Here is a 19,917-nt window from a genome sequence, read left to right on the forward strand (position 1 = left end):
GTGTCGGCCGGCTCTCGGTGGACCAGGTGGTCGCTCTGCAACGCGCGTACGAGAAGCTCAAGGACGAGCGGCGCCAGATGGACTTCGAGGACGTGCTGCTGACSTGCGCCGGCATGATCGAGGCCGAACCGCGCGTGGCCGCGGCSGTGCGCGAGCAGTACCGGCACTTCACGGTCGACGAGTACCAGGACGTCTCGCCGCTGCAGAACCGCGTTCYYGAGCTGTGGCTCGGCGATCGCCGCGACCTGTGCGTCGTCGGCGACGCCAGCCAGACCGTGTACTCGTTCACCGGAGCAGACGCGCAGTACCTGCTCGACTTCGAGCGCACGCACACCGATGCCCGCGTGGTGCGCCTCGAGCGCAACTACCGTTCCACGGCGCCGGTGCTCGCGGTGGCGAACGACCTGATGCGCGGCCGGCAGGGCGCGCTCGAGCTCGTGGCGGCGCGCGCGGACGAGACGCCCGTCCCCACCGTGCGGGCTTTCGACGACGACGAGGACGAGGCGGCCGCGGTCGCCCGGTCGATCCGCGACCTGCTGGCGACCGGGGTGGATCCGCACGACGTCGCCGTGCTCTACCGCTCGCACGCCCAGTCGGCGGCCCTGCTCAGTGCACTGTCGGGCGTGGGGATCGCGGCATCCGTCCTGGGCGGACGCAAGTTCTTCGACCTGCCCGAGGTGCGTCAGGCCCTCATGGCCCTGCGCGCGGCGTCGGTGGCGCCGATCAGCACCGGTTTCATCGCGACGGTCCGCGACGTGCTGCGCAGCGTCGGTCTGACCGACGATCCGCCCGAGGCGGGCGGCGCGCTGCGTGAGGCGTGGGAGGCGCGCGCGGCGCTGCTGCGCCTGGCCGAAGAGGCGCCCGAGGGCACCGACCTGCGCGCGTTCACCCACGACCTGCAGGCGCGAGCCCGCGACCAGCACGAGCCGACCACGCGAACCGTCACGCTGGCCACGCTCCACGCGGCGAAGGGTCTGGAGTGGGATCACGTCTACCTCGTGGGGGTGAGCGAGGGGCTCTTGCCCATCTCGTACGCCAAGACCTTCGAGGCCGTCGACGAGGAGCGCCGCCTCGCATACGTCGGCGTCACGCGGGCCGCGCGAACGCTGTCGGTGAGCTGGGCGCGAGGGCGTGGGCGGATGGAACGCTCGCCGTCGCGCTTCCTGCGAGAGATCGGCAGTGGCAGTCTTCGCTCGGCCGATGCAGCGCCCAGGCCCGCCGGAACGAATCGGCGCGCAGGCGCAGCGAGCGGCTCGTCGACGCGATCGGCGCGTTGAGCAGAAACCGCGCCGCGCGTCCCGCCTCGGCGGCGAGGGCGACGTCGATGTCCGGCCGCGGACGACCGAGCAGTTGCGCAGCGACGAGCGGCCAGTGCGGGTCGCCTTCGCGCTGGATCGCGTCGAGGCAGGCCAGGCACGCCGTGCGTCCGGGCTCGACGACCGGCCCGATGACGGCGCTCGCCCCGTCGAGCACGAGCGGAAGATGCGTGACGTCCTCGCGCACGAGCGCCGCCGCACGCCGCGGGTCGACGCGGTAGGCCGCCAGAACGACCACCCGCGCGTCGGCGGGGACGGGCTCGCTCGCCGGACCCGCCCACGACACGACGGTCGCGCGTCCGGGGAGGGCGGCGAGCACCGCGCGGACGGCGCGGGCGGGAAGGTCGTCGGCGGTCTGCACGAGGATCGGCGGATGCCGCGGCGCCCGTGCCAGGGCGGGGGCGATCTCGGCGAGCAGGGCGTCGCACGCGGCGCCACCGCTGCCGTGCAGCTGGGCGAGCGAGCGGAGTTGGGCGCGGGTGGTGCCGGTGACCAGGGCGGCGACCACCTGGTCGACCCAGGCCCCGGCGGTCGGGGTCACGGCGACGGCGGGAGCGCCGAATTGCACACGGCCGTCGTGGCGCCAGAGCGGGGGAGCGGCGGAATCGAGTCGGATCATGCCCCGAGCCTGTCCCGCGGGAGGGTCCGGGATGCCGCTGTCCCCACCCCGACGCCCGGATCACGGCGTGGGGAGAAACGGCGGACGCCCGCGGCGGGACCGGATCCTCACCGCGGGCGTCCGACGCGAGAGCAGCCTCAGACCGGTCGCTGGTCTCCCGGCGCGGCGTCGTCGTCCCCGTCCGCCCCGGTCGCGGAGCCGTCGCCGTCCGTCCCGCTCGCGGACCCGTCTGTCCCGCTCGCGGAGCCGTCCGTCCCGGCATCCCGCCCACCCGAGGCCTCCTCGGCGAGCAGCTGGGCGAGGGCGTCGTCCATCGCGTCCGCGGGCGCTGCCTCTCCGCGCGAGGCGGCGGTCAGTCGCGCGACGAGGGCCGCGGGGTCGTCGATGTCGTCCGACGTGGGCATGAGGTCGGGGTAGTCCCACAGCGCGTCGCGTCCGTCGACGCCGACGGCGTCGGTCACCGCGCGCCACAGGGCGGCGGCCTCGCGCATGCGGCGCGGGCGCAGCTCGAGGCCGACCAGCGAACCGAGCGCCTGTTCGGCGGGCCCGCCCACGGCGCGGCGGCGACGCACGGCCTCGGCGATGCGCGCGGCCGAGGGAAGACGCGAGGTGGCGTCCTCGGTGACGACGTCGACCCAGCCCTCGATCGTGGCCAGCAGGTTCTCGAGGCGCGTGAGCGCGGCGGTCTGCTCCTCACTGCGCTCGGGCAGCAGGGCGCCGCTCTCGAGCGCGCCGCGCAGCTCGTCGGGCTGCGACGGGTCGAAGCGCGTGGCGAGCTCCTCGAGCGCGTCCGTGTCGACGCGGATGCCGTGCGCGAAGTCGCGCACCTGCGAGATGACGTGCAGCCGCAGCCACCGCGCGTGGCGGAACAGCCGCGCGTGCGCGAGTTCGCGCGTCGCGAGGTACAGCGCGAGCTGGTCGTCGGGGATCTCAAGGTCGCGACCGAAGTCCGCGAAGTTCTGCGGCAGGATCGCCGCGTCGCCGTCGGGCATGACCGGGATGCCGACGTCCCCGCCGCCGACGACCTCGGTCGACAGGCGCCCGACGACGTGGCCCAGCTGGGTGGCGAACAGCGATCCTCCGACGGTGCGCATGAGGCGGCCGGCCCCGGCGATCATGTCCTGCATGTCGTCCGGAGCCTGCTGGCCGAGGGCCGTGGTCAGGGCGTCCGCGATGCTCGTCGCGACGGGCTCGGCGAGCTCCTGCCACACGGGCAGGGTCGCGCTGACCCAGGCGCCGCGGGTGACGACGCGCGGGGGCCGCGGCAGGTCCGAGATGGTGGTGGCCTCGCCCAGCCACAGCCCGGCGAGGGTGAAGGCCTGGTCGAGGTCGGTCTTCTGACCCGTGGTGACGCCGAGGCCGTCCTGGTTGGCGATGTGCAGGGCCTGGCGCTCGGCCAGGCTCCAGTCCACGCCCTCTTGCGAGCCGTTGAACGCGCCCTGCAGCTGGTTCATCACCGCCTGCAGCATGGCGGGGTCGATCTGCATTCCCGACAGGCGGGAGAGCTGCTCGGGATCGATCCCGCTGACGTCGCCCGACATCAGGCGACGCATGAGCTCCTGGAACTCCTCTTCGGGGTTCCGGTCGTCGTCTGCCACTTCAGCCGCCTTTCAGCCAGGTCTGGGGATGGGAGTCCTACGCTAGTCGCACGCTTCCCCGCATCAGACGGCCCGGCCTCTCACCGCCTTACGCCGCGCGCGAACGACGACCCGCTGAAGGATTGAGACCGTGACCCTGTTCGACCAGAACGTCTCCCGCGCGCCGGTGACCGAGCCCGAGCCCCCGCGGCGGTGGGGGCGCGGCACCGTCACGGGAGTGTGGGCGCTCACTCTCGCCGTCGTGGTGCTGTTCGTGCTCACCTTCGTCCCGTCGGGGTATGTCATCCAGCAGCCGGGGCCGGTCTACAACACCCTCGGCACGTCGACGAACGCCGACGGGCAGCAGGTGCCCCTCATCACGGTCCCGAACGAACAGGATGCCGCCACCGACGGTCAGCTCGACCTGCTGACGGTGCAGGTGAGCGGCAACCGCGAGCGCACGCCGTCGTGGATCGATCTCGTCCAGGCGTGGTTCGATCCCTCGCGCGCGGTCGTCCCGATCGACCGCATCTTCCCCGCGGGGCAGAGCACCGAGCAGCGCAACACCGAGAACGCCGCGCTCATGACCGACTCGCAGAACGAGGCCAGCGCCGCCGCCCTGCGCGAGCTGGGGTACACCGTCCCGCAGACCATCAGCGTCGCCACCGTCGACGAGACCGGTGCCACGGCCGGAATCCTTCAGGAAAAGGACGTCATCACCTCGGTGAACGGCACGGATGTCACCAGCGTCGAGGGGGTTCGCTCCGCGGTCCAGGATGCCGCGGGCGCACCCGTGACGCTGGGATTCGACCGCGACGGTTCGTCGCGGACGGCCCAGGTCACCCCGAAGCCCACCGACGTCGACGGCCGGCAGCAGTACCTGCTGGGCGTGGGGCTCGCCATCTCGTTCGACCTGCCGATCGACGTGCAGATCCAGCTGAACGACGTGGGCGGCCCGAGCGCCGGCATGATGTTCGCCCTCGGCATCATCGACAAGATGACGCCCGGCGACCTCACGGGCGGCCAGCACATCGCGGGCACCGGCACGATCGACGCCGACGGCAACGTCGGACCGATCGGCGGCATCCGTCAGAAGCTCTACGGGGCACGGGATGCCGGCGCCACCTGGTTCCTCGCCCCCGAGGCGAACTGCAACGAGGTCGTCGGTCATGTGCCGGACGGCATCCGGGTGTTCTCGACCTCGACGCTCTCGCAGTCGCTCACCGCGCTCGAGACGATCCGCGACGGGGGAGACCTCGATGCCCTGCCGACGTGTGATTCGGGATCGTAGCTTTCACGGCGAACCCCCGGAATCTCGCGCCTAGGATAAGTGGGTGACCACGACCTCAGCGCCGAACCAGGCCACGCCCCCGAACCGCTCTCGACGGATCATCTCGATCACCCTGGCGGTGATCGCAGCGCTCGTCGTCGCGTTCTTCGTCTTCGCGAACCTGTACTCCGATTGGCTGTGGTTCTCGCAGCTCGGCTTCACGGGTGTGCTCACCACGCAGTGGATCGCGCGCACCGTGATGTTCGTCGTCGGGTTCCTCGCGATGGCCGTTCCGGTGTGGGGCGCCATCCAGCTCGCTTACCGCCTGCGTCCCGTGTACGCGCGTCTGAGCTCGCAGCTCGACCGCTACCAAGAGGTGGTGGAGCCGCTGCGTCGCCTGGCGATGTGGGGGATCCCGGTGTTCTTCGGCTTCTTCGCCGGGTTCGCGGCATCCGCCCAGTGGGAGACGACCTGGCTGTGGCTCAACGGGGTCGCGACCTCGGTCACCGACCCGCAGTTCGGTCTCGACACCGGCTTCTACCTGTTCGCGATGCCGTTCTACGCCTCGGCGCTGGGCTTCGCCTCGGCTGTCGTGCTGGTGAGCCTGCTGCTGACCGCCGTCGTGTCGTACCTGTACGGCTCGGTTCGCGTGGGTCAGCGCGAGCTGCGCATCTCGAAGGCTGCGCGCATCCAGCTCGCGATCCTCGCCGGTCTGTACCTGCTGCTGCAGGGCGCGAGCCTGTGGCTCGACCGCTTCCGCACGCTGGTGGAGCCGTCCGAGCGCATCACCGGTCCGGGCTACGTCGGCGCGAACGCCGTCATCCCCGGGCAGACGATTCTCGCCATCGCGGCGGTCATCGTGGCGATCGCCTTCTTCGTCACCGCGTTCCTCGGCCGCTGGCGCTACCCCCTGATCGGGACCGCGCTGCTGGTCGTCTCGGCGATCGTCGTGGGTGCGGCCATCCCGTGGGCCGTCACCACCTTCCAGGTGCGCCCGAACGAGCTCACCCTCGAGAGCCAGTACTACCAGCGCAACCTCGACGGCACGAAGGCCGCGTACGGCATCGACAAGGTCGAGAAAGAGAACTTCCAGGCCACGACCGAGGCCGAGGCCGGACAGCTGCGCAACGACGCCGAGTCCACCGCGCAGCTGCGCATCATGGACCCCGCGATCATCGGACCCACGGTCCGTCAGCTCGAGCAGTACCGCGCGTACTACCAGTTCACCAACCCGCTCGACGTCGACCGCTACACGATCGACGGCAAGACGCAGGACACCGTCGTGTCGCTGCGCGAGCTGAACATCGGTCAGCTCGGCGACGCCGCGTCGTGGCAGAACACGACGCTCGTCTACACCCACGGCTACGGCATGGTCGCGGCCGCCGGTAACGAGCGCACCGCCGACGGCGACCCGGTCTTCCTCGAGCAGGCCATCCCCGGCACGGGCTTCCTGACCGACCTCAACTACGAGCCGCGCGTCTACTTCGGCGAGACCTCGCCGCAGTACTCGATCGTCGGCGCTCCCGAGGGCACCGACCCGATCGAGCTCGACTACCCGCTGGGCGCCGACGGCGGCACCGAGACCCGCACGACCTTCAACGGCAACGGCGGCCCGAGCGTGGGCAACGTCTTCAACCGCCTCATCTACGCGCTGAAGTTCCAGTCCGAGCAGATCCTCTTCTCGGACAGCGTCAACGCCGACTCGCAGATCCTGTACGACCGCAACCCCAAGGACCGCGTCCAGAAGGTCGCGCCGTACCTGACGCTCGACAGCGACCCGTACCCCACGGTCGTCGACGGTCGCATCAAGTGGGTCATCGACGGCTACACCACGAGCTCGAACTACCCGTACTCCACGGGCGTCTCGCTCTCGCGCGCGATCGCCGACTCGAACAACCCGGCCCCCACCTACGCGCTGGATGACATCAACTACATCCGCAACTCGGTCAAGGCCACGGTCGACGCGTACGACGGTTCGGTGCAGCTGTACGCGTGGGACGACGAGGACCCGCTGCTCAAGGCGTGGCAGAACATCTACCCGTCGTCGCTGCAGCCGTGGAGCGCCATGTCGGCCGACCTGATGAGCCACGTGCGCTACCCGACCGACCTGATGAAGGTGCAGCGCTCGATGCTCGGCGTCTACCACGTCGACGACGCGGTGTCGTTCTACCGTCAGGACAACCGGTGGACCACGCCGAACGACCCGCAGGACCCGGCGACGTTCCAGCCGCCGTACTACCTGACGATGAAGATGCCGAGTCAGGACGACCCGACGTTCTCGATGTTCACGAGCTTCATCCCGGCATCCCAGGGCGGTCAGGCGCGTAACGTGCTCACCGGTTACCTCGCCGTCGACTCCAACGCCGGCAGCGAGCAGGGCACCAAGCGCGACGACTACGGCCGATTGCGCATGCTGGTGATCGACGCGGCGACGACCGTGCCGGGACCGGGTCAGGTGCAGAACACCTTCGACTCCGACACCAACGTCTCGTCGCAGATCAACATCCTGCAGCAGGGTCAATCGCAGGTGCTCAACGGCAACCTGCTGACGTTGCCCGTCGGCGGTGGTCTGCTCTACGTGCAGCCGGTGTTCGTGCAGTCCTCGGGTGACACCAAGCTGCCGCAGCTGCGACGCGTGCTGGTGGCGTTCGGCAACGAGATCGCGTTCGAGAACACGCTCAGCGAGGCCCTCGACACGCTGTTCGGCGGTGACTCCGGCGCCAACACGGGCGACGAGACGGTCACGCCGACCGACCAGGGTCAGGGCGGCACGGGCGGTACGTCGACCGGTGGCGGCACGACGGCTCCGGCCGGCGACTACGCCGCAGCGCTGCAAGAGGCGCGCGACGCGCTGACGGCGCGCCAGGCGGCGCTGACCAGCGGCGACCTCGCCGGGTTCGCGACGCAGGACGCCCGCCTCACCGCGGCCGTCCAGCGCCTGCTCGACCTCGAGAGCCAGGGCCAGGGCGGCACGGCGACGCTGTCGCCCACCCCGGCCCCGTCCGAGACGCCCGCCGGCTGATCCCACGCACCGACGCCGGCGCTCCGCTTCCGCGGGGCGCCGGCGTCGTCGTTCCCGCCCGGCGCGCCCGGCGTCGCCGCGCCTCCGCCCGGCGCGCCCGTCGTCGTCGCGCCCCGGATTCCTCGCGAGACTGCACGCCGCCGACAACTCGGCGACATCCTGCAGCCGACTTGTCAGCTACTTGCAGTCTCGCGTGACGACGGCCTTAGGCGCCCGCCCGCCGGACGCCGTGACCGCCGTGACCGCCACCGCTGTCGTCACCGCCCCGTCGCGGGCCCTGCGTCCCCGCCGCGGACCCGTGCCGCGCCCCGGATTCCTCGCGAGACTGCACGCCGCTGACAACTCGGCGACATCCTGCAACCGACTTGTCAGCTACTTGCAGTCTCGTGTGACGACGGCCCCGTCCGGCGCCGGCCCGCCGGACGCCGTCGCCCGTCGCGTACCCTGCGTCCCCGCCGCGGACCCGTGCCGCGCCCCGGATTCCTCGCGAGACTGCACGCCGCCGACAACTCGGCGACATCCTGCAACCGACTTGTCAGCTACCTGCAGTCTCGCGCGTGAGAGCACGCCCGCGAGCGCCTAAGCACCCTCCTCGCCCCCGCGCGCCCCCCCACCCCCGCGCGTCACGCGCTCAAGAACCACCACCAGATCAGCAGCATCGTCGTGCCGAAGCCGGCGATCTGGTTCAACCACAAGAAGCGGTTCCATCCGGCGGTGGCGCGGTCGCTGTCGGCATCCGTCACGTTCCGATACGGCCAGCACACGACCAGGTACGGGATCACCAGGACGGCGGCCAGCGGACCGGGCCAGGCCGTGAAGAGCATCGCCACACCGGCCAGAAGATAGGCGGTCAGCGCGAAGCGCACGGTCCACCGGGCTCCGCGGGCCGTGGCGATCGACGAGATGTCGGCGGCGCGGTCGGCTTCGACGTCCTGCACGGCGCCGAAGGCGTGCGAGGCGATGCCCCACAGCGCGAACGCGATGAACACGAAGACGAGCTGCCAGGTCCACACGGCGCCGGCGAGCACCAAACCGTACACGGCGGGTGAGAAGAAGTGGATGCTGCTGGTCATCGAGTCGAGGAACGGGCGTTCCTTGAGTCGCAGTGGCGGCGCCGAGTAGAACACGACGAAGAACAGGCTGAGCGCCAGCACGAGCCACGACAGCGGCGACCCGATGATGACGAGGTACACCACGAACGGCAGGCACGACAGCGCCGACGCCCACAGCGTGATGGGGTGCATGCGTTTGGCGAGCACGGCGCCGTGCGTTCCGCCCTTGCGGGGGTTGCGCAGGTCGGATTCGTAGTCGAACACGTCGTTCACGCCGTACATCGCCAGGTTGTAGGGCACGAGGAAGAACAGGATGCCGATGATCAGCGGCGCGTCGATCTGGCGCGTGGTCAGCAGGTAGGCGGCGGCGAAGGGGAAGGCGGTGTTGATCCAGCTCACCGGCCGCGACGACACGAACAGCTCGCGGACGATGCGTCCGGGGGTCAGTGCGGGGAGGGTCATGCGGCATCCTTCGGGGACGGGGCGGAAGACAGCAGCGTGTACACCGCCGGCACGAGGAACGCCGCGCACAGCGGGTAGGCGAAGTCCTCGACGGGGGCGAGTCCGAGCTTGAGGCCGCTCAGGTGCTCGGGCGGGTACGAGAACAGGTCGACGGCGATCATGAGGTTGTCGAACACGAGGGTCAGGCCGACCAGCACCAGGGCGGTGAGACCCGAGGATGCCATGCGCCGGCGGAACCGCGGCAGCCGCGCCGTCGCCAGGGTGACGATCACCGTGAGCACCACGAACGGCAGCACGATGAGCGGGTAGGTCACGACGGCACCCGCTCGCGCGCCGCTGCGCGCCGTTCGAACACGGCGAACATCACGACGGCCAGGTAGCTGAGGAACAGCAGGAAGAAGACCTCTTCGAGCGGCAGGTGCGGGGCGAGCATGACGCCGACGAACAGGGGGCTCTCACCCTTGACGAAGACGCCGGTGACGATGCCGACGACGTCCCACGCGAGGAAGAACGCCGTCCCGATGAGCACGGCGATCGTCGTGCGGACGGGGGCGACCCGCAGCGCGAGCGAGTACTTCCAGTCGATGAGGCCCATACCGACCAGCGAGAAGAGGATCGCGCCCAGGTAGATCCCGGGCATGTCAGACCGCCGCGCGCGCGGGTTCCGCCAGGGGGCCGGGGGTGGTGTCGCCCGTCATGCGCTTGACCACGAGCTCGGCCGAGATGAGGCACATCGGCAGGCCGATGCCCGGCAGCACCGAGGTGCCCGCGTAGTACAGGTTGTCGACCTTGCGCGAGCGGTTCTTGGGGCGGAAGATCGCGCTCTGGTTGAGCGTGTGCGCGAGTCCGAGCGAGTTGCCATGCCACGCGTGCAGGTCTTCTTTGAAGTCCTCGGGCGCGATGGTCTTTCGCACGACGATGCGGTCGGCGAAGTCGGGGATGCCGGTCCATTCGCCGATCTGCGCGATGACGCGGTCGGCCGCGGCTTCGATGCGCGGGTCGCCGGCGCCCGAGACGCCGCCGCGGCCGCTGTCGGGGTCGGCGGGGACGGGGACGAGCACGAACAGGTTCTCGTGACCTTCGGGGGCGACGGAGTCGTCCGAGGCGCTGGGGCGGCAGATGTAGATCGACGCGGGGTCGGGGATCTTCTTGTCCTCGCCGAAGATGGCGTCGAAGTTGGTGTGCCAGTCGTCGGTGAACAGCAGCGTGTGGTGGGGGAGCTGCGGCAGCTCGCCCGTGACGCCGAGCAGCAGCAGCAGGGCGCCGGGGCTGGGCACCTTGTCCTTCCACCACTTCTCGGGGTACTGGCGGTCCTTCTCTTCGAGCAGGACGTTCTCGGTGTGGTGCAGGTCGGCGCCCGAGACCACGGCATCCGCGGCGATCACGCGTCCGTCGGCGAGGCGCACGCCGCGCGCGGTGCCCGAGTCGGTGATGATGGCCTCGACCGGCGACGAGGTTTCGATGCGGACGCCGCGTTCGCGGGCGAGCTTCTCGATGGCCTTGATGATCTCGGTCATGCCGCCCTTGGGGTAGAGCACGCCGTCGCCCAGGTCGAGGTGGCTCATCAGGTGGTAGAGGCTCGGCACCTCGAACGGCGAGCCGCCGAGGAACACCGCGGGGTAGGCGAGGATCTGCTGCAGGCGCGTGTTCTTGAAGTCGTCGGTGACGCGCTTCCAGAGCGTGCGGGTGAGCAGCGGGATCAGGGTGGGCAGTCGCTTGATCAGCGCGGGGTCGCGCAGGCCCTTGGTCGACGAGTACGGGTCGTAGAGGAACTTCGACGTCGACAGCTCGTAGGCGTCCTTGGCCGAGTCGAGGTACTTCTCGATGTTGTCGCCCGAGCCGGGCTCGTGCTTCTCGAACAGCGCGCGCACGGCTTCGCGTCCCGAGACGATGTCGATGGGCTCGCCTTTGCCCGGGGGGCCGTAGACGCGGTACGCGGGGTCGAGGCGCACGAGGTCGAGCTGTTCGTCGGCGCTGGTGCCGAGCAGGCGGAAGAAGTGGTCGAACACCTCGGGCATGAGGTACCAGCTGGGGCCGGTGTCGAAGCGGAAGCCGTCCTGCTCCCACGATCCGGCGCGGCCGCCGAGGGCGTCACGGGCTTCGAACAGCTGGACGTCGTGTCCGCGGTCGGCGAGCAGTGCGGCGGTGCCGAGTCCGGCGATTCCGCCTCCGACGACGACGATGCGCTGGGCGCTCATGAGCGTGGTCCTTTCGGGGGCCGCCCCAGAAGGGCGCGGGCGGCGAGGGTGGCTTTGACGCCGTCGGGCACGCGCACGCGCGGGGCTCCGGCGGGGGTGGCGCGCAGGCGCCGCGACAGTTCGGCGAACAGGTCGTGCGCGGTGGTCACGGCGGCCCGGCAGTCGGGCGGAAGGTGGGGGATGACGGATGCCGCGGCGGCGAGGTCGGCGTCGATCCGGTCGAGCACGGCGGTGCGGCGGTCGTCGTCGGCGGCCCCGTCGAGGTAGTCCCGGCCGAGGCGGTCGGCGTCGTCGGCGAGGTCGCGCAAGAAGTTGACGTCCTGGAAGGCCGCACCCAGGCGCCGTGCGCCGTCGACGATGTCGGCGGCGGGGCGAGCCGGGGCCGACATTCCGGCGTTGAGGAAGACCTGCAGGCACATGAGCCCCACGACCTCGGCCGAGCCGTAGACGTAGGCGTCGTGCGAGACGTCGTCGTGCGAGGCGGTGTCGAGGTCGGTGCGCATGGATGCGAAGAACGGGGCGATCAGGTCGGCCCCGATGCCGCACTCCCGCGCGGTGCGGGCGAAGGCGTGCACGACGAGGTTGGCGCTGAAGCCGGTGGCGATGGCATCCATCACCTCGGTCTCGAGGGCGTCGAGCACGTGGCGTTCCCGCTCGGGAGAGAGGCCGGCGTCGTGGGCGGGGCCGTCGACGATCTCGTCGGCGACGCGCACGAGGGCGTAGATGTTGCGCACGTGCGGGCGCGGGCGGGGCCCGAGCAGTTTGGTCGCGATACCGAACGAGGTGGAGTAGCGGTTGATGACGGCGGCGGCGGCGTCGTCTGCCGTCTGCGAATACAGTTCGAGGCCCGTGGGCGCGGTGCTCACGGAACGCGCTCCGCCACCATGTCGACGAGTTCGATCAGCATCGTCTTGCACTCGGTCGGCAGGGTCGACATGCTCACGATGTTGACGGCCTCGTCGAGGGTGTCGTACACCAGGCGCTCGAGGGCCTTGCGGGCGCCCGAGTTGGCCAGGGCCGTCTGGGCGACGCGGATCGCGACGGGGCCGGTGTGGGCCTGGGCGAGGGCTTCGCTGACCTCGGGCCAGCTCGCGGTTTCGCGGGCGAGCGAGATCAGGTGGGTCTTCTTGGCCTCGCGCAGGTCGCAGCCCTCGTCCTTGCCCGACACCTCGGGCGAGCCGAAGGCGCCGATCAGGTCGTCGATCAGCTGGTACGCCAGGCCCAGTCGCTCGCCGAAGCGCTCGAGGGCGTGCAGGGTGGCGTCGTCGGCGCCGGCCATGACGGCTCCGGCCTGCAGGGGGGCCGAGAACGAGTACACGGCGGTCTTGTCGCGCGTGGCCTGCAGGATCGTCATGGGGTCGAGGTCGGCCGAGGTGATGGAGTTCTCGACGTCGGCCAGTTCTCCGGCGGTCGAGACGATCACGGCGTCTTCGACGAGCGTGACGAGGTCGGCGCGCATCTCGGCGGGGACGTTGCTCAGGGCGACCAGGCGCGTGGCCTCGTGCAGCAGCAGGTCGCCGGCCAGGATCCCGGCGGCCGTGCCGAGCAGCGAGGCTCCGGTCTCGTCGGCGCCCTTGTCGAGGCCGCGCTGGCGGAATTCTCCGCCGACGTTCGGGATGCCGCGTCGCTCGAGGTCATGGTCGATGACGTCGTCGTGCACGACGAAGGCGGTGTGCAGCAGCTCGAAGGCGGCCGAGATACGCCAGAGGTCCGACAGGTTGACGCCGTCGCCGTCGAGCGTGTCGTAGGCCGCCGCGACGAGCAGGGGACGGAAGCGCTTGCCGCCGGTGGTCGCGCGGCGGATGGCGGATGCCAGGGCGTGCGCGCCGTCGCCCAGGGGGAGCAGGCGATGCTCGAGGCGTTCGAGCGACGTCTCGATGGCGTCTTCGATCTCTTGACGCGCGGTGGGGGCACTGGGGACGGCGAAGATCACGAGGCTCTCCTCACGGCGGGTGCGGGGTCGAACAGGTGCAGCTGCTGCGCCTGGAGCACGAGCCACGGGCTGAACGCCCACGGGGTGGATTCGAGCGAGGCGGCGAGTTCGAGGGGGTCGACCCAGCGGTACTCGGCGACCTCGTCGGGGTGGGGCTGCGGTTCGTCGTCGGTGCGGGCGACGTACACGGGGCAGATCTCGTGCTCGACGATGCCGCTGGCGTCGACGGCGCGGTAGCGGAAGGTCGGCAGCGCGAGCTCGACGTCGCGGACGCGCAGGCCCACCTCGAACTCTCCGCGGCGGTGCACGGCGGCGGTCATGGCTTCGCCCGGGCCGGGGTGGCCGCAGAACGAGTTGGTCCAGACGCCGGGCCACGTCTTCTTGTGCAGCGCGCGGCGGGTGACGAGCACCTGACCCTGGCTGTTGACGACGTGGCAAGAGAACGCGAGATGCAGACGCGTGTCGGTGTCGTGCACGTCGGCCTTGGGCGCCGTGCCGATCTCGTTGCCGAAGTCGTCCAGGAGGACGACATATTCGGTCTCGCTCATCGTGCCTCCCGTTTGCTAGTTTAGCTAGCGATGTGAGCCCGACAATACCGTGACCGAAAGGGGGTGTCCACCGTGCCGGATGCCGTGTCGACCTCTGCTACAAGGCCTGCCGTCCTCGAAACCCTGCGGGCCGTGCAGTCGCTCAGTGACGCCCTCGATCGCATGCACAGCGGCATGAAGGGCGACATGGACATGAACGCCAGCGACCTGGCGACGTTGCGCATGTTGACCATCCGCGAGCGCCGTGGAGAGATGGTCAGCCCCCACGACGTGGCCACCCACTTGCGCATCTCGACGGCATCCACGACCAAGCTCATCGACCGGCTCGTCGCTTCGGGTCACCTCGAGAGGCGCAAGCACCCGTCCGACGGCCGTTCGCGGGTGGTCGTGCTGACTGACAAGTCGCGTCGCGAGTTCTTCGAGCACTTCGGCGTGCACCTGGGGGCGATGCGCGAGACGGCTGATCAGTACGACGACGCGCAGCTGTCGACGGTCGCCGCCTTCATGGAGCAGCTGACCGAGGCGATCACGACCGACGACTGAGCGGTCCGCGCGCGACGCGCACGCCGACGTCGTCGAACGCCTCTCGGGGCCGGCCACCGCGTCGGGCCGCGGCCCGCACGACGTTCGGCTGATCCGACCACCCGCCGCCGCGGAACACGCGCGCGTCGGATTCACCCTCGGGGTCATACAGGTCGAAGCACCACTCCCACACGTTGCCGAGGGTGTCGAACAGCCCGTTGAGGTTCGGCATCCGGATGCCGACCTCGGCCGGGTGACCCAGCCCGTCGGCGGCGGTCCACGCCACCTCGCGGACGGGGCCGTACGCGATGCCCGTCGACCCTGCGCGGCAGGCGTACTCCCACTCGTCCTCGGTGGGCAGGCGGAAGCCCTCGGAGTCGGGGTCGCCCGTGACGAGCTCGCCGTCGAACGAGTACACGGGGTCGAGGCCCTCCCACTCGCTGAGCGCGTTGCACAGGCGGATCGCGCGCAGCCAGCTCATGTGCGTGGCGGGTCGACGGGGGTTCTGTGACGGGATGCCGAGCAACTCGGCGACCTGCTCCTCGGTGACGGCGTACCGCCCGATCTCGAACGCCTGGACGACGATCTCGCGGCGTTCGCTGCCGCGCTGATCGATGCGCAGCACGCTACCCGCGGCGATACGCGCCATCTCCATGTCGCTCATGTGCGATCTACCCACTCTCTTGGCAGCACGATCGCTACGTAGTCAAGCGTGCGCCAGCGCGGGGGAGCGGACGGGTGGGGTGACAGGGGAGGGGGAGTGATGTACGGGTGGGGCGGCGGCTAGGCGAGCTCCACCATCCACAGATCGCTGTCCCCCGTGATGAACAGCCGCTTCTCGTCCGCATCGAAGGTGCAGTTGCTCGCGACATGGGGTGTCGGGATGACGCCCAGTCGTGCGCCCGTCTCGTCGACGATCACGATCCCTGCCTCGCTCGAGATCCACAGCCAGTCGCGGCTGTCGACGGCGAATCCATCCGGGATGCCGGCATCGACGCCGGCGAAGAAGCGGGGCGCGCCGAGCGTCTCGCCGTCCCAGTCGCACGCGACGATGCGGGGCGTTCCGTCCGCGCGCGACTCGGCGACGTAGAGCGTGCGCTCGTCGCGGCTGAAGGCGAGCCCGTTGGGCTCGTCGAGGTCGATCATGCGCCGAAGCGGCTCGCCCTCGCGCCAGCGGTACACGCTCGTGTGGCTCAGAGCGGGGTCCGCGGGGTAGCCCTCACGCGGGTCAGAGATGCCGTAGGTGGGGTCGGTGAACCAGATTGCACCGTCAGACGCCACCACGAGGTCGTTGGGCGAGTTGAGCGGGGCACCCTCGGAGGAGTCGACCAGTAGCGTCGTTCCGTCGCTGTCCGTGCGGCTGACGCCTCGGCGCCCGTGTTCGGCCTGGACGAGACGCCCGTGATCGTCGATGACGTTGCCGTTGGCGAAGTTCGAACGGTCGCGCACCGTGACGATGCTGCCGTCCTCCCGCCAGGCGAGCGTCCGGCGGCCGATCACGTCGCTGAAGATCAGCGCCTGCTCCGCGGGCCACCAGGCGGGCCCCTCGGCCCAGGTGGCGTCGTCGTACAGCCCCAGCAGCCGCGACGAGGCGGGCAGAACGGCCGCCAACCGCTCGTCCCACACCCGCGGCGGATTCACATCCACTTCATGAGGCTCGCGCGGCCCCTGCAGCACCTGTCCGTCGATGGGGATTCGTGTGGCATCCGAGGTCATGCGCCCAGTCAACGTGACCGCAGCCCGGAACGTGCGCGGGTTGACGCCCTCAGCCGAAGGGGTGCGGTGTCGGGGCAGCCGGTGACGCGGCGAACTGGATCAGCACCTGCAGGCATGGCTCGTCACCGATGGTCCCCGACAGGTGTCCGGTCTTTCCGTCGATTTCGGCGGTATCCGTGTCCTGCCCGAAGTGAATGTCGCCGGGCCCCATTTCTACCCGAGAGCCGTCTTGCGTCTCGAGAAACCACTTCCCTCGCAGCGGGATGACCCACTGCGGGTGCGGGGACGGATGCCACTGTCCCACCCACCCGACGGGGAGCGCGGCGAAGAGCACGGCCGATACCTCGCCGGGGAAGGGTCGCATCCACTGCGGATCGGCGCCGCCGCCGACGCTCTGCAACCCGAACCCGCGAAGGATGGATTCGTCGAGGCGACTCTTGCCGTCGAGTCCCGTCCACAAGTGCACGAAGGGGAGTGAGGGCGGGTCGCTTTCGCTCCGGCCGTCATTGTCGAGCGGAGCGGTCGTGGTGGTGTCCATGCGCCGAGTCAACCTGTGTGGCGGGGGAGGGACGGGCGGCTTGACGGCAGCTTCGAAAAGCAGAAGCGCCGCCGACCGAAGTCGACGGCGCTTCTCACGCGACGCTGAGCGTCAGGCGTTGTTGCTCTGGCGGTTGCGGCGAACCGTGGTGGCCACGGCAACGGTCGCACCGGCGAGGACGAGGGCGCCGCCGCCGACCCAGAAGCCGAGGAGCGAGTTGGCGTCCATGCCGGTCGCGGGGAGGGTGTTGCTGCCGCTGGCGTTGCTGCCACCGGTCGAGCCGGAGCCGCTGCCGGCGCCGACCGAGCCGTCGGCACGGGGGCCGGAGGCCGCGAGAGTGTAGGACCCGACGCGGGGCTCGGGCAGAGTGACGACCGCGGTGGCCGAACCCGAGGCATCAGCCGTCTTGGTCACCGATGCCGAAGAGACGGTGGCGCCTGCGGTCGCGATGTTCGAGCCGGTCACCCCAACGCCGACGAGCGTGAACGTGACGGTTGCGCCGGGCGCGAAGCCCGCGATCGGAACCGGACCGTTCGAGGTGACGGAGACCGACACGGTGTCGGGAGTGGTGGGCACGTAGGCCTGCGCGACGGCGGGAGCTGCGAAAAGCAGCGCGCCAGCGAGGGCGGCGGAGGCGCCGACCTTGGCAAAGTTGAGCTTCATGAATGCCTGCTTTCGAATCCGGGCTACCGGTTTATGGGTGGTCCGCGTTCGTGCTATCCGATGGTGACGCAAGGGGGAAGGACAACAATGAAGCGGTGGGTGGTACTGAGAGCCTTCCTGAGTATTGCCTAGGCGCCACCCGGAAGCAAACTGAGAGGGTTTCCGGGACGTTAATTTTCTGAAGCGCGCAATATTTCCTCAGAATGCGGTGCATCTGATTCATTCACTGCAGGAGCGGCACGGCCGTCTCCCCGCAGTCGGCAGAGGGTGTGGGGTCGATCGACCCGTCGGCGGTCGGTGTGACAAAGGCTTCCGCCTCGGTTGCCGTTGAGACCTTCTTCACGACGAGGTCCAGCTGGTTCGAGGCCTGCGGTGCGAGGTTGGTGCCGATGCTCAGGACCCGTCGCCCCGCATACGTCCCGTCTGCGAATGTCAGCCCGTTCGAGCTGGTGGCGCTGACGAGGTCCCATCCCTCGGGCAGGAAGACGTTCGTCAGGGTGGCGGCGTTGCCCGGTGCGACTCCGAATGTTCCGTTCGCTGTCAGGTAACGCGGCAGAATGGTCGCCGCGTCCGCGGGCGCTGTGCTGGTGAGAGAAACCGAGAGGGTCAATTCACGCTCGCTTGCGGCGCCGGGTACGCATCCCGACCAGGCGAGACGCACGTCAGGTTTGACGTAGTAGCTCATCTTCGACCCACCGGCGTCGTTGAAATAGACACCGAATCGGGCGGTGCGCTCGGTCGTGGTGGGCAGCGCTCCGGCGAAGGTCGAGCCGGAGAGCACGGCTTGTTCGTCTTCGTGGGCGCTCCACAGCAGGACACGACGTTCTTCGGCCCCACGAGAGAAGGCACTCAGCAGACCAGGCTTCGAGCCTTTCCCGCCAAGAAAGTCTTTGAAGATGATGGCCGTCGCTTCTCCGAAGAATGCGTCCTGTGCTTTGGGATCGGAAAAGCGCTTGTAGACGTCATTCAGGAACAGCGACGCGGCGTTGCTGCCGTCGACGACCGTGCCGTCTCGCAGCTGAATCGGACCCGTCGCGGCCAGCATGTACGACAACACGACCGGATCGATGGTGATGACACCGTCGACGCTCACGCCGGTGACGGACTGGTACATCTGGCGGGCCAGGGGACCATCGATGGCGAAGTCCGGGATCTGGGTCACGTTCTGGAAATACTTGGCAGGCCTTTCGCCGTACAGAGCGACGACATCCGGCGGAAGGTTCGCGGCGCTCGTGCCCTGCAGACCTTCGGACAGAGAAGTGCCGGAGCGGGTGTCGACCAGTGAGACCGCCCCGCCGTCCGTGCGGAGAAGGATCGCCGTGCCGGCGATTCCGCCGAGGGATCGGGCCTCGGCGTTGTTTTGAACGAGGACGAGATACTGACGCGGTCCGCCCTCTCCGAGCATTCCGGGCAGCAGATCGGTAGCGCGCGAGAGAGCGTCGAGCCCGTCGGCGGTCCGAGCGAATGCTTCCCTGACGCGCTCGACGGCGCCCTGGACAATCCCAAGCAGCGGAACGGTGTTGATGGCCTCGACTGCCGATGATGCGTCGCGTGCATCGGTAGCGGCTGAACCAGCCGGAGCCGCCAGCTGAGCGATGGCCGTGGGGTCGACCCGTCCGTCGACGGGTTTCAGCGCATCGAGCGAAGTAGCGACGACGGCGTCCACGAGCGGGCGCAGCCCATCCCCGAGCAGACCGCTCGACGATGCAGAGATGATGCGAACCGCCTCAAGCTGCGGTCCAATCCACGGAGTCTGCTCGGCCAAGCTCCAGATCGGGTCACCGGTCAGGTCGCGAGCTGCCTTCGCCTCCTCCGCCAACGACGCGATCAGGCTCCGCGCCTGCGCCGGGTCGGCCAGAATCTGAGCACTCGCGCTGGAAGCGCCCGCCTCGATGGCTCGGAGGTGCTGGTACGCGAGCGCCCCTCGGATGCCGACCCACATTGACACCGCCACACCCAGGATCAGCGCTCCCGAGACGACCCACAACGTGATCCGCCCCGCTTTTCGTCCGAATAGAACGGGTTCACGAGCAGACAAAAGAAACCTCAAGCGCGGAGCAGTGAATGGGGCGGCCTAGGCCAACGGGGTCATGTCGGAGGGTCAGGACTCGCGTGACGCTTCGCGACTCTCCCGCCTCGAGGCGAAGCCGAGCTCGTCGAGAGCCTCCACGTCTGCGGCGGGCAGTGCAGCGCGGCCACCACCAGCCTTCTTCGCCTTCCGGTCGCTCTTGGCCTGCTCGGCCGGCGACAGCTTGTACCCGTACCCGTAGCCGTACCCGTAGCCGTAGGCGGCGTAGTACGAATCGGGTCCGCGCGTCGGAACCATGGACATGACGAACCCGGCCAACTTGGCGCCCACCGTGTTGAGGGCTTCGGTCGCGCCGGTCAACTGGTGGCGCGTCGTCCGCGCGACCGACACGACCATGAGAGCCCCGCTCGTCGCTCGTGACAGAATCGCCGCGTCGGTCACCGGTAGCAGCG

General features: G+C 69.7%; 17 protein-coding genes and 1 pseudogene. 4 read left to right on the top strand and 14 right to left on the bottom strand.

Annotated features, from left to right (window positions below):
- Positions 1-1,277 (top strand): ATP-dependent helicase (locus DC432_RS13525; protein ID WP_133177946.1); only part of this gene is annotated, 1,277 nt, incomplete at its 5' end.
- 795 nt (positions 1,278-2,072) lie between these two features.
- Here the strand turns inward: DC432_RS13525 and DC432_RS13530 are convergent.
- A complete protein-coding gene (locus DC432_RS13530) occupies positions 2,073-3,488 on the bottom strand; it encodes a zinc-dependent metalloprotease (RefSeq protein WP_116538335.1) in 1,416 nt (471 codons plus the stop codon).
- 175 nt (positions 3,489-3,663) lie between these two features.
- Between DC432_RS13530 and DC432_RS13535 the strand changes: the two genes are divergently transcribed.
- Both DC432_RS13535 and DC432_RS13540 read left to right on the top strand, forming a co-directional pair.
- Positions 3,664-4,803: a YlbL family protein gene (locus DC432_RS13535; RefSeq protein ID WP_116538325.1), complete on the top strand. Its 1,140-nt coding sequence runs from the start codon at positions 3,664-3,666 to the stop codon at positions 4,801-4,803.
- Between the two features lie 43 nt (positions 4,804-4,846).
- Complete coding sequence (locus DC432_RS13540) at positions 4,847-7,804, top strand: UPF0182 family membrane protein (protein WP_116538326.1); 2,958 nt, start codon at positions 4,847-4,849, stop codon at positions 7,802-7,804.
- 623 nt (positions 7,805-8,427) lie between these two features.
- On the opposite strand, the gene DC432_RS13545 is transcribed toward DC432_RS13540, so the two are convergent.
- From DC432_RS13545 to idi, 7 genes are read right to left on the bottom strand one after another with little or no spacing between them, the layout of a single operon-like run.
- On the bottom strand, positions 8,428-9,318 hold the full coding sequence (locus DC432_RS13545) for a prenyltransferase (protein ID WP_207770826.1): 891 nt from the start codon (positions 9,316-9,318) through the stop codon (positions 8,428-8,430).
- The gene (locus tag DC432_RS13550) at positions 9,315-9,632 is read right to left on the bottom strand and encodes a lycopene cyclase domain-containing protein (protein WP_116538327.1); all 318 of its coding nucleotides are present in this window, start codon (positions 9,630-9,632) and stop codon (positions 9,315-9,317) included. The genes DC432_RS13545 and DC432_RS13550 overlap by 4 nt, the downstream gene beginning before the upstream one ends.
- On the bottom strand, positions 9,629-9,958 hold the full coding sequence (locus DC432_RS13555) for a lycopene cyclase domain-containing protein (protein ID WP_116538328.1): 330 nt from the start codon (positions 9,956-9,958) through the stop codon (positions 9,629-9,631). The genes DC432_RS13550 and DC432_RS13555 overlap by 4 nt, the downstream gene beginning before the upstream one ends.
- A 1-nt stretch (position 9,959) precedes the next feature.
- Positions 9,960-11,516 carry a phytoene desaturase family protein gene (gene crtI / locus DC432_RS13560; protein ID WP_108319857.1) on the bottom strand — a complete coding sequence of 519 codons (1,557 nt, stop codon included), beginning with the start codon at positions 11,514-11,516 and terminating at the stop codon, positions 9,960-9,962.
- Entirely contained in the window at positions 11,513-12,382 is an 870-nt protein-coding gene (locus DC432_RS13565) for a phytoene/squalene synthase family protein (protein WP_116538329.1), read from the bottom strand. The genes crtI and DC432_RS13565 overlap by 4 nt, the downstream gene beginning before the upstream one ends.
- Positions 12,379-13,449 carry a polyprenyl synthetase family protein gene (locus DC432_RS13570; protein ID WP_243393136.1) on the bottom strand — a complete coding sequence of 357 codons (1,071 nt, stop codon included), beginning with the start codon at positions 13,447-13,449 and terminating at the stop codon, positions 12,379-12,381. Before DC432_RS13570 ends, DC432_RS13565 begins: the two co-directional genes overlap by 4 nt.
- A complete protein-coding gene (idi, locus tag DC432_RS13575) occupies positions 13,446-13,997 on the bottom strand; it encodes an isopentenyl-diphosphate Delta-isomerase (protein ID WP_116538330.1) in 552 nt (183 codons plus the stop codon). Before idi ends, DC432_RS13570 begins: the two co-directional genes overlap by 4 nt.
- 63 nt (positions 13,998-14,060) lie before the next feature.
- Here idi and DC432_RS13580 point away from each other — a divergent pair, with 63 nt between their 5' ends.
- A complete protein-coding gene (locus tag DC432_RS13580; RefSeq protein WP_243393137.1) occupies positions 14,061-14,540 on the top strand; it encodes a MarR family winged helix-turn-helix transcriptional regulator in 480 nt (159 codons plus the stop codon).
- Here the strand turns inward: DC432_RS13580 and DC432_RS13585 are convergent.
- The 6 genes and pseudogenes from DC432_RS13585 to DC432_RS13610 all read right to left on the bottom strand — a co-directional run.
- On the bottom strand, positions 14,524-15,183 hold the full coding sequence (locus tag DC432_RS13585; RefSeq protein WP_116538331.1) for a formylglycine-generating enzyme family protein: 660 nt from the start codon (positions 15,181-15,183) through the stop codon (positions 14,524-14,526). The two genes, DC432_RS13580 and DC432_RS13585, sit on opposite strands and share 17 nt — an antisense overlap.
- A gap of 119 nt (positions 15,184-15,302) precedes the next feature.
- Positions 15,303-16,235, bottom strand: a complete 933-nt coding sequence (locus DC432_RS13590) for an SMP-30/gluconolactonase/LRE family protein (RefSeq protein ID WP_116538332.1) — start codon at positions 16,233-16,235, stop codon at positions 15,303-15,305.
- 49 nt (positions 16,236-16,284) lie between these two features.
- A complete protein-coding gene (locus tag DC432_RS13595; RefSeq protein ID WP_116538333.1) occupies positions 16,285-16,773 on the bottom strand; it encodes a hypothetical protein in 489 nt (162 codons plus the stop codon).
- Between the two features lie 111 nt (positions 16,774-16,884).
- On the bottom strand, positions 16,885-17,436 hold the full coding sequence (locus tag DC432_RS13600; RefSeq protein ID WP_116538334.1) for an LPXTG cell wall anchor domain-containing protein: 552 nt from the start codon (positions 17,434-17,436) through the stop codon (positions 16,885-16,887).
- A 223-nt stretch (positions 17,437-17,659) separates the two neighbouring features.
- Complete coding sequence (locus DC432_RS13605) at positions 17,660-19,378, bottom strand: DUF4012 domain-containing protein (protein ID WP_116538339.1); 1,719 nt, start codon at positions 19,376-19,378, stop codon at positions 17,660-17,662.
- A 159-nt stretch (positions 19,379-19,537) separates the two neighbouring features.
- A pseudogene (locus tag DC432_RS13610) lies at positions 19,538-19,917 on the bottom strand (CpsD/CapB family tyrosine-protein kinase); the annotation flags it as partial.

The organism is Microbacterium testaceum, from assembly GCF_003075375.1.
Classification (GTDB): Bacteria; Actinomycetota; Actinomycetes; order Actinomycetales; family Microbacteriaceae; genus Microbacterium; species Microbacterium testaceum_E.

What these genes read in the sequence shown, in the direction of transcription:
- DC432_RS13530 (WP_116538335.1), bottom strand. Translation starts at nt 3,488, where the DNA reads ATGCGTCGCCTGATGTCGGGCGACGTCAGCGGGATCGATCCCGAGCAG.
- crtI (WP_108319857.1), bottom strand. Translation starts at nt 11,516, where the DNA reads ATGAGCGCCCAGCGCATCGTCGTCGTCGGAGGCGGAATCGCCGGACTC.
- DC432_RS13595 (WP_116538333.1), bottom strand. Translation starts at nt 16,773, where the DNA reads ATGGACACCACCACGACCGCTCCGCTCGACAATGACGGCCGGAGCGAA.
- DC432_RS13555 (WP_116538328.1), bottom strand. Translation starts at nt 9,958, where the DNA reads ATGCCCGGGATCTACCTGGGCGCGATCCTCTTCTCGCTGGTCGGTATG.
- DC432_RS13545 (WP_207770826.1), bottom strand. Translation starts at nt 9,318, where the DNA reads ATGACCCTCCCCGCACTGACCCCCGGACGCATCGTCCGCGAGCTGTTC.
- DC432_RS13590 (WP_116538332.1), bottom strand. Translation starts at nt 16,235, where the DNA reads ATGACCTCGGATGCCACACGAATCCCCATCGACGGACAGGTGCTGCAG.
- DC432_RS13585 (WP_116538331.1), bottom strand. Translation starts at nt 15,183, where the DNA reads ATGAGCGACATGGAGATGGCGCGTATCGCCGCGGGTAGCGTGCTGCGC.
- idi (WP_116538330.1), bottom strand. Translation starts at nt 13,997, where the DNA reads ATGAGCGAGACCGAATATGTCGTCCTCCTGGACGACTTCGGCAACGAG.
- DC432_RS13605 (WP_116538339.1), bottom strand. Translation starts at nt 19,378, where the DNA reads ATGTGGGTCGGCATCCGAGGGGCGCTCGCGTACCAGCACCTCCGAGCC.
- DC432_RS13600 (WP_116538334.1), bottom strand. Translation starts at nt 17,436, where the DNA reads ATGAAGCTCAACTTTGCCAAGGTCGGCGCCTCCGCCGCCCTCGCTGGC.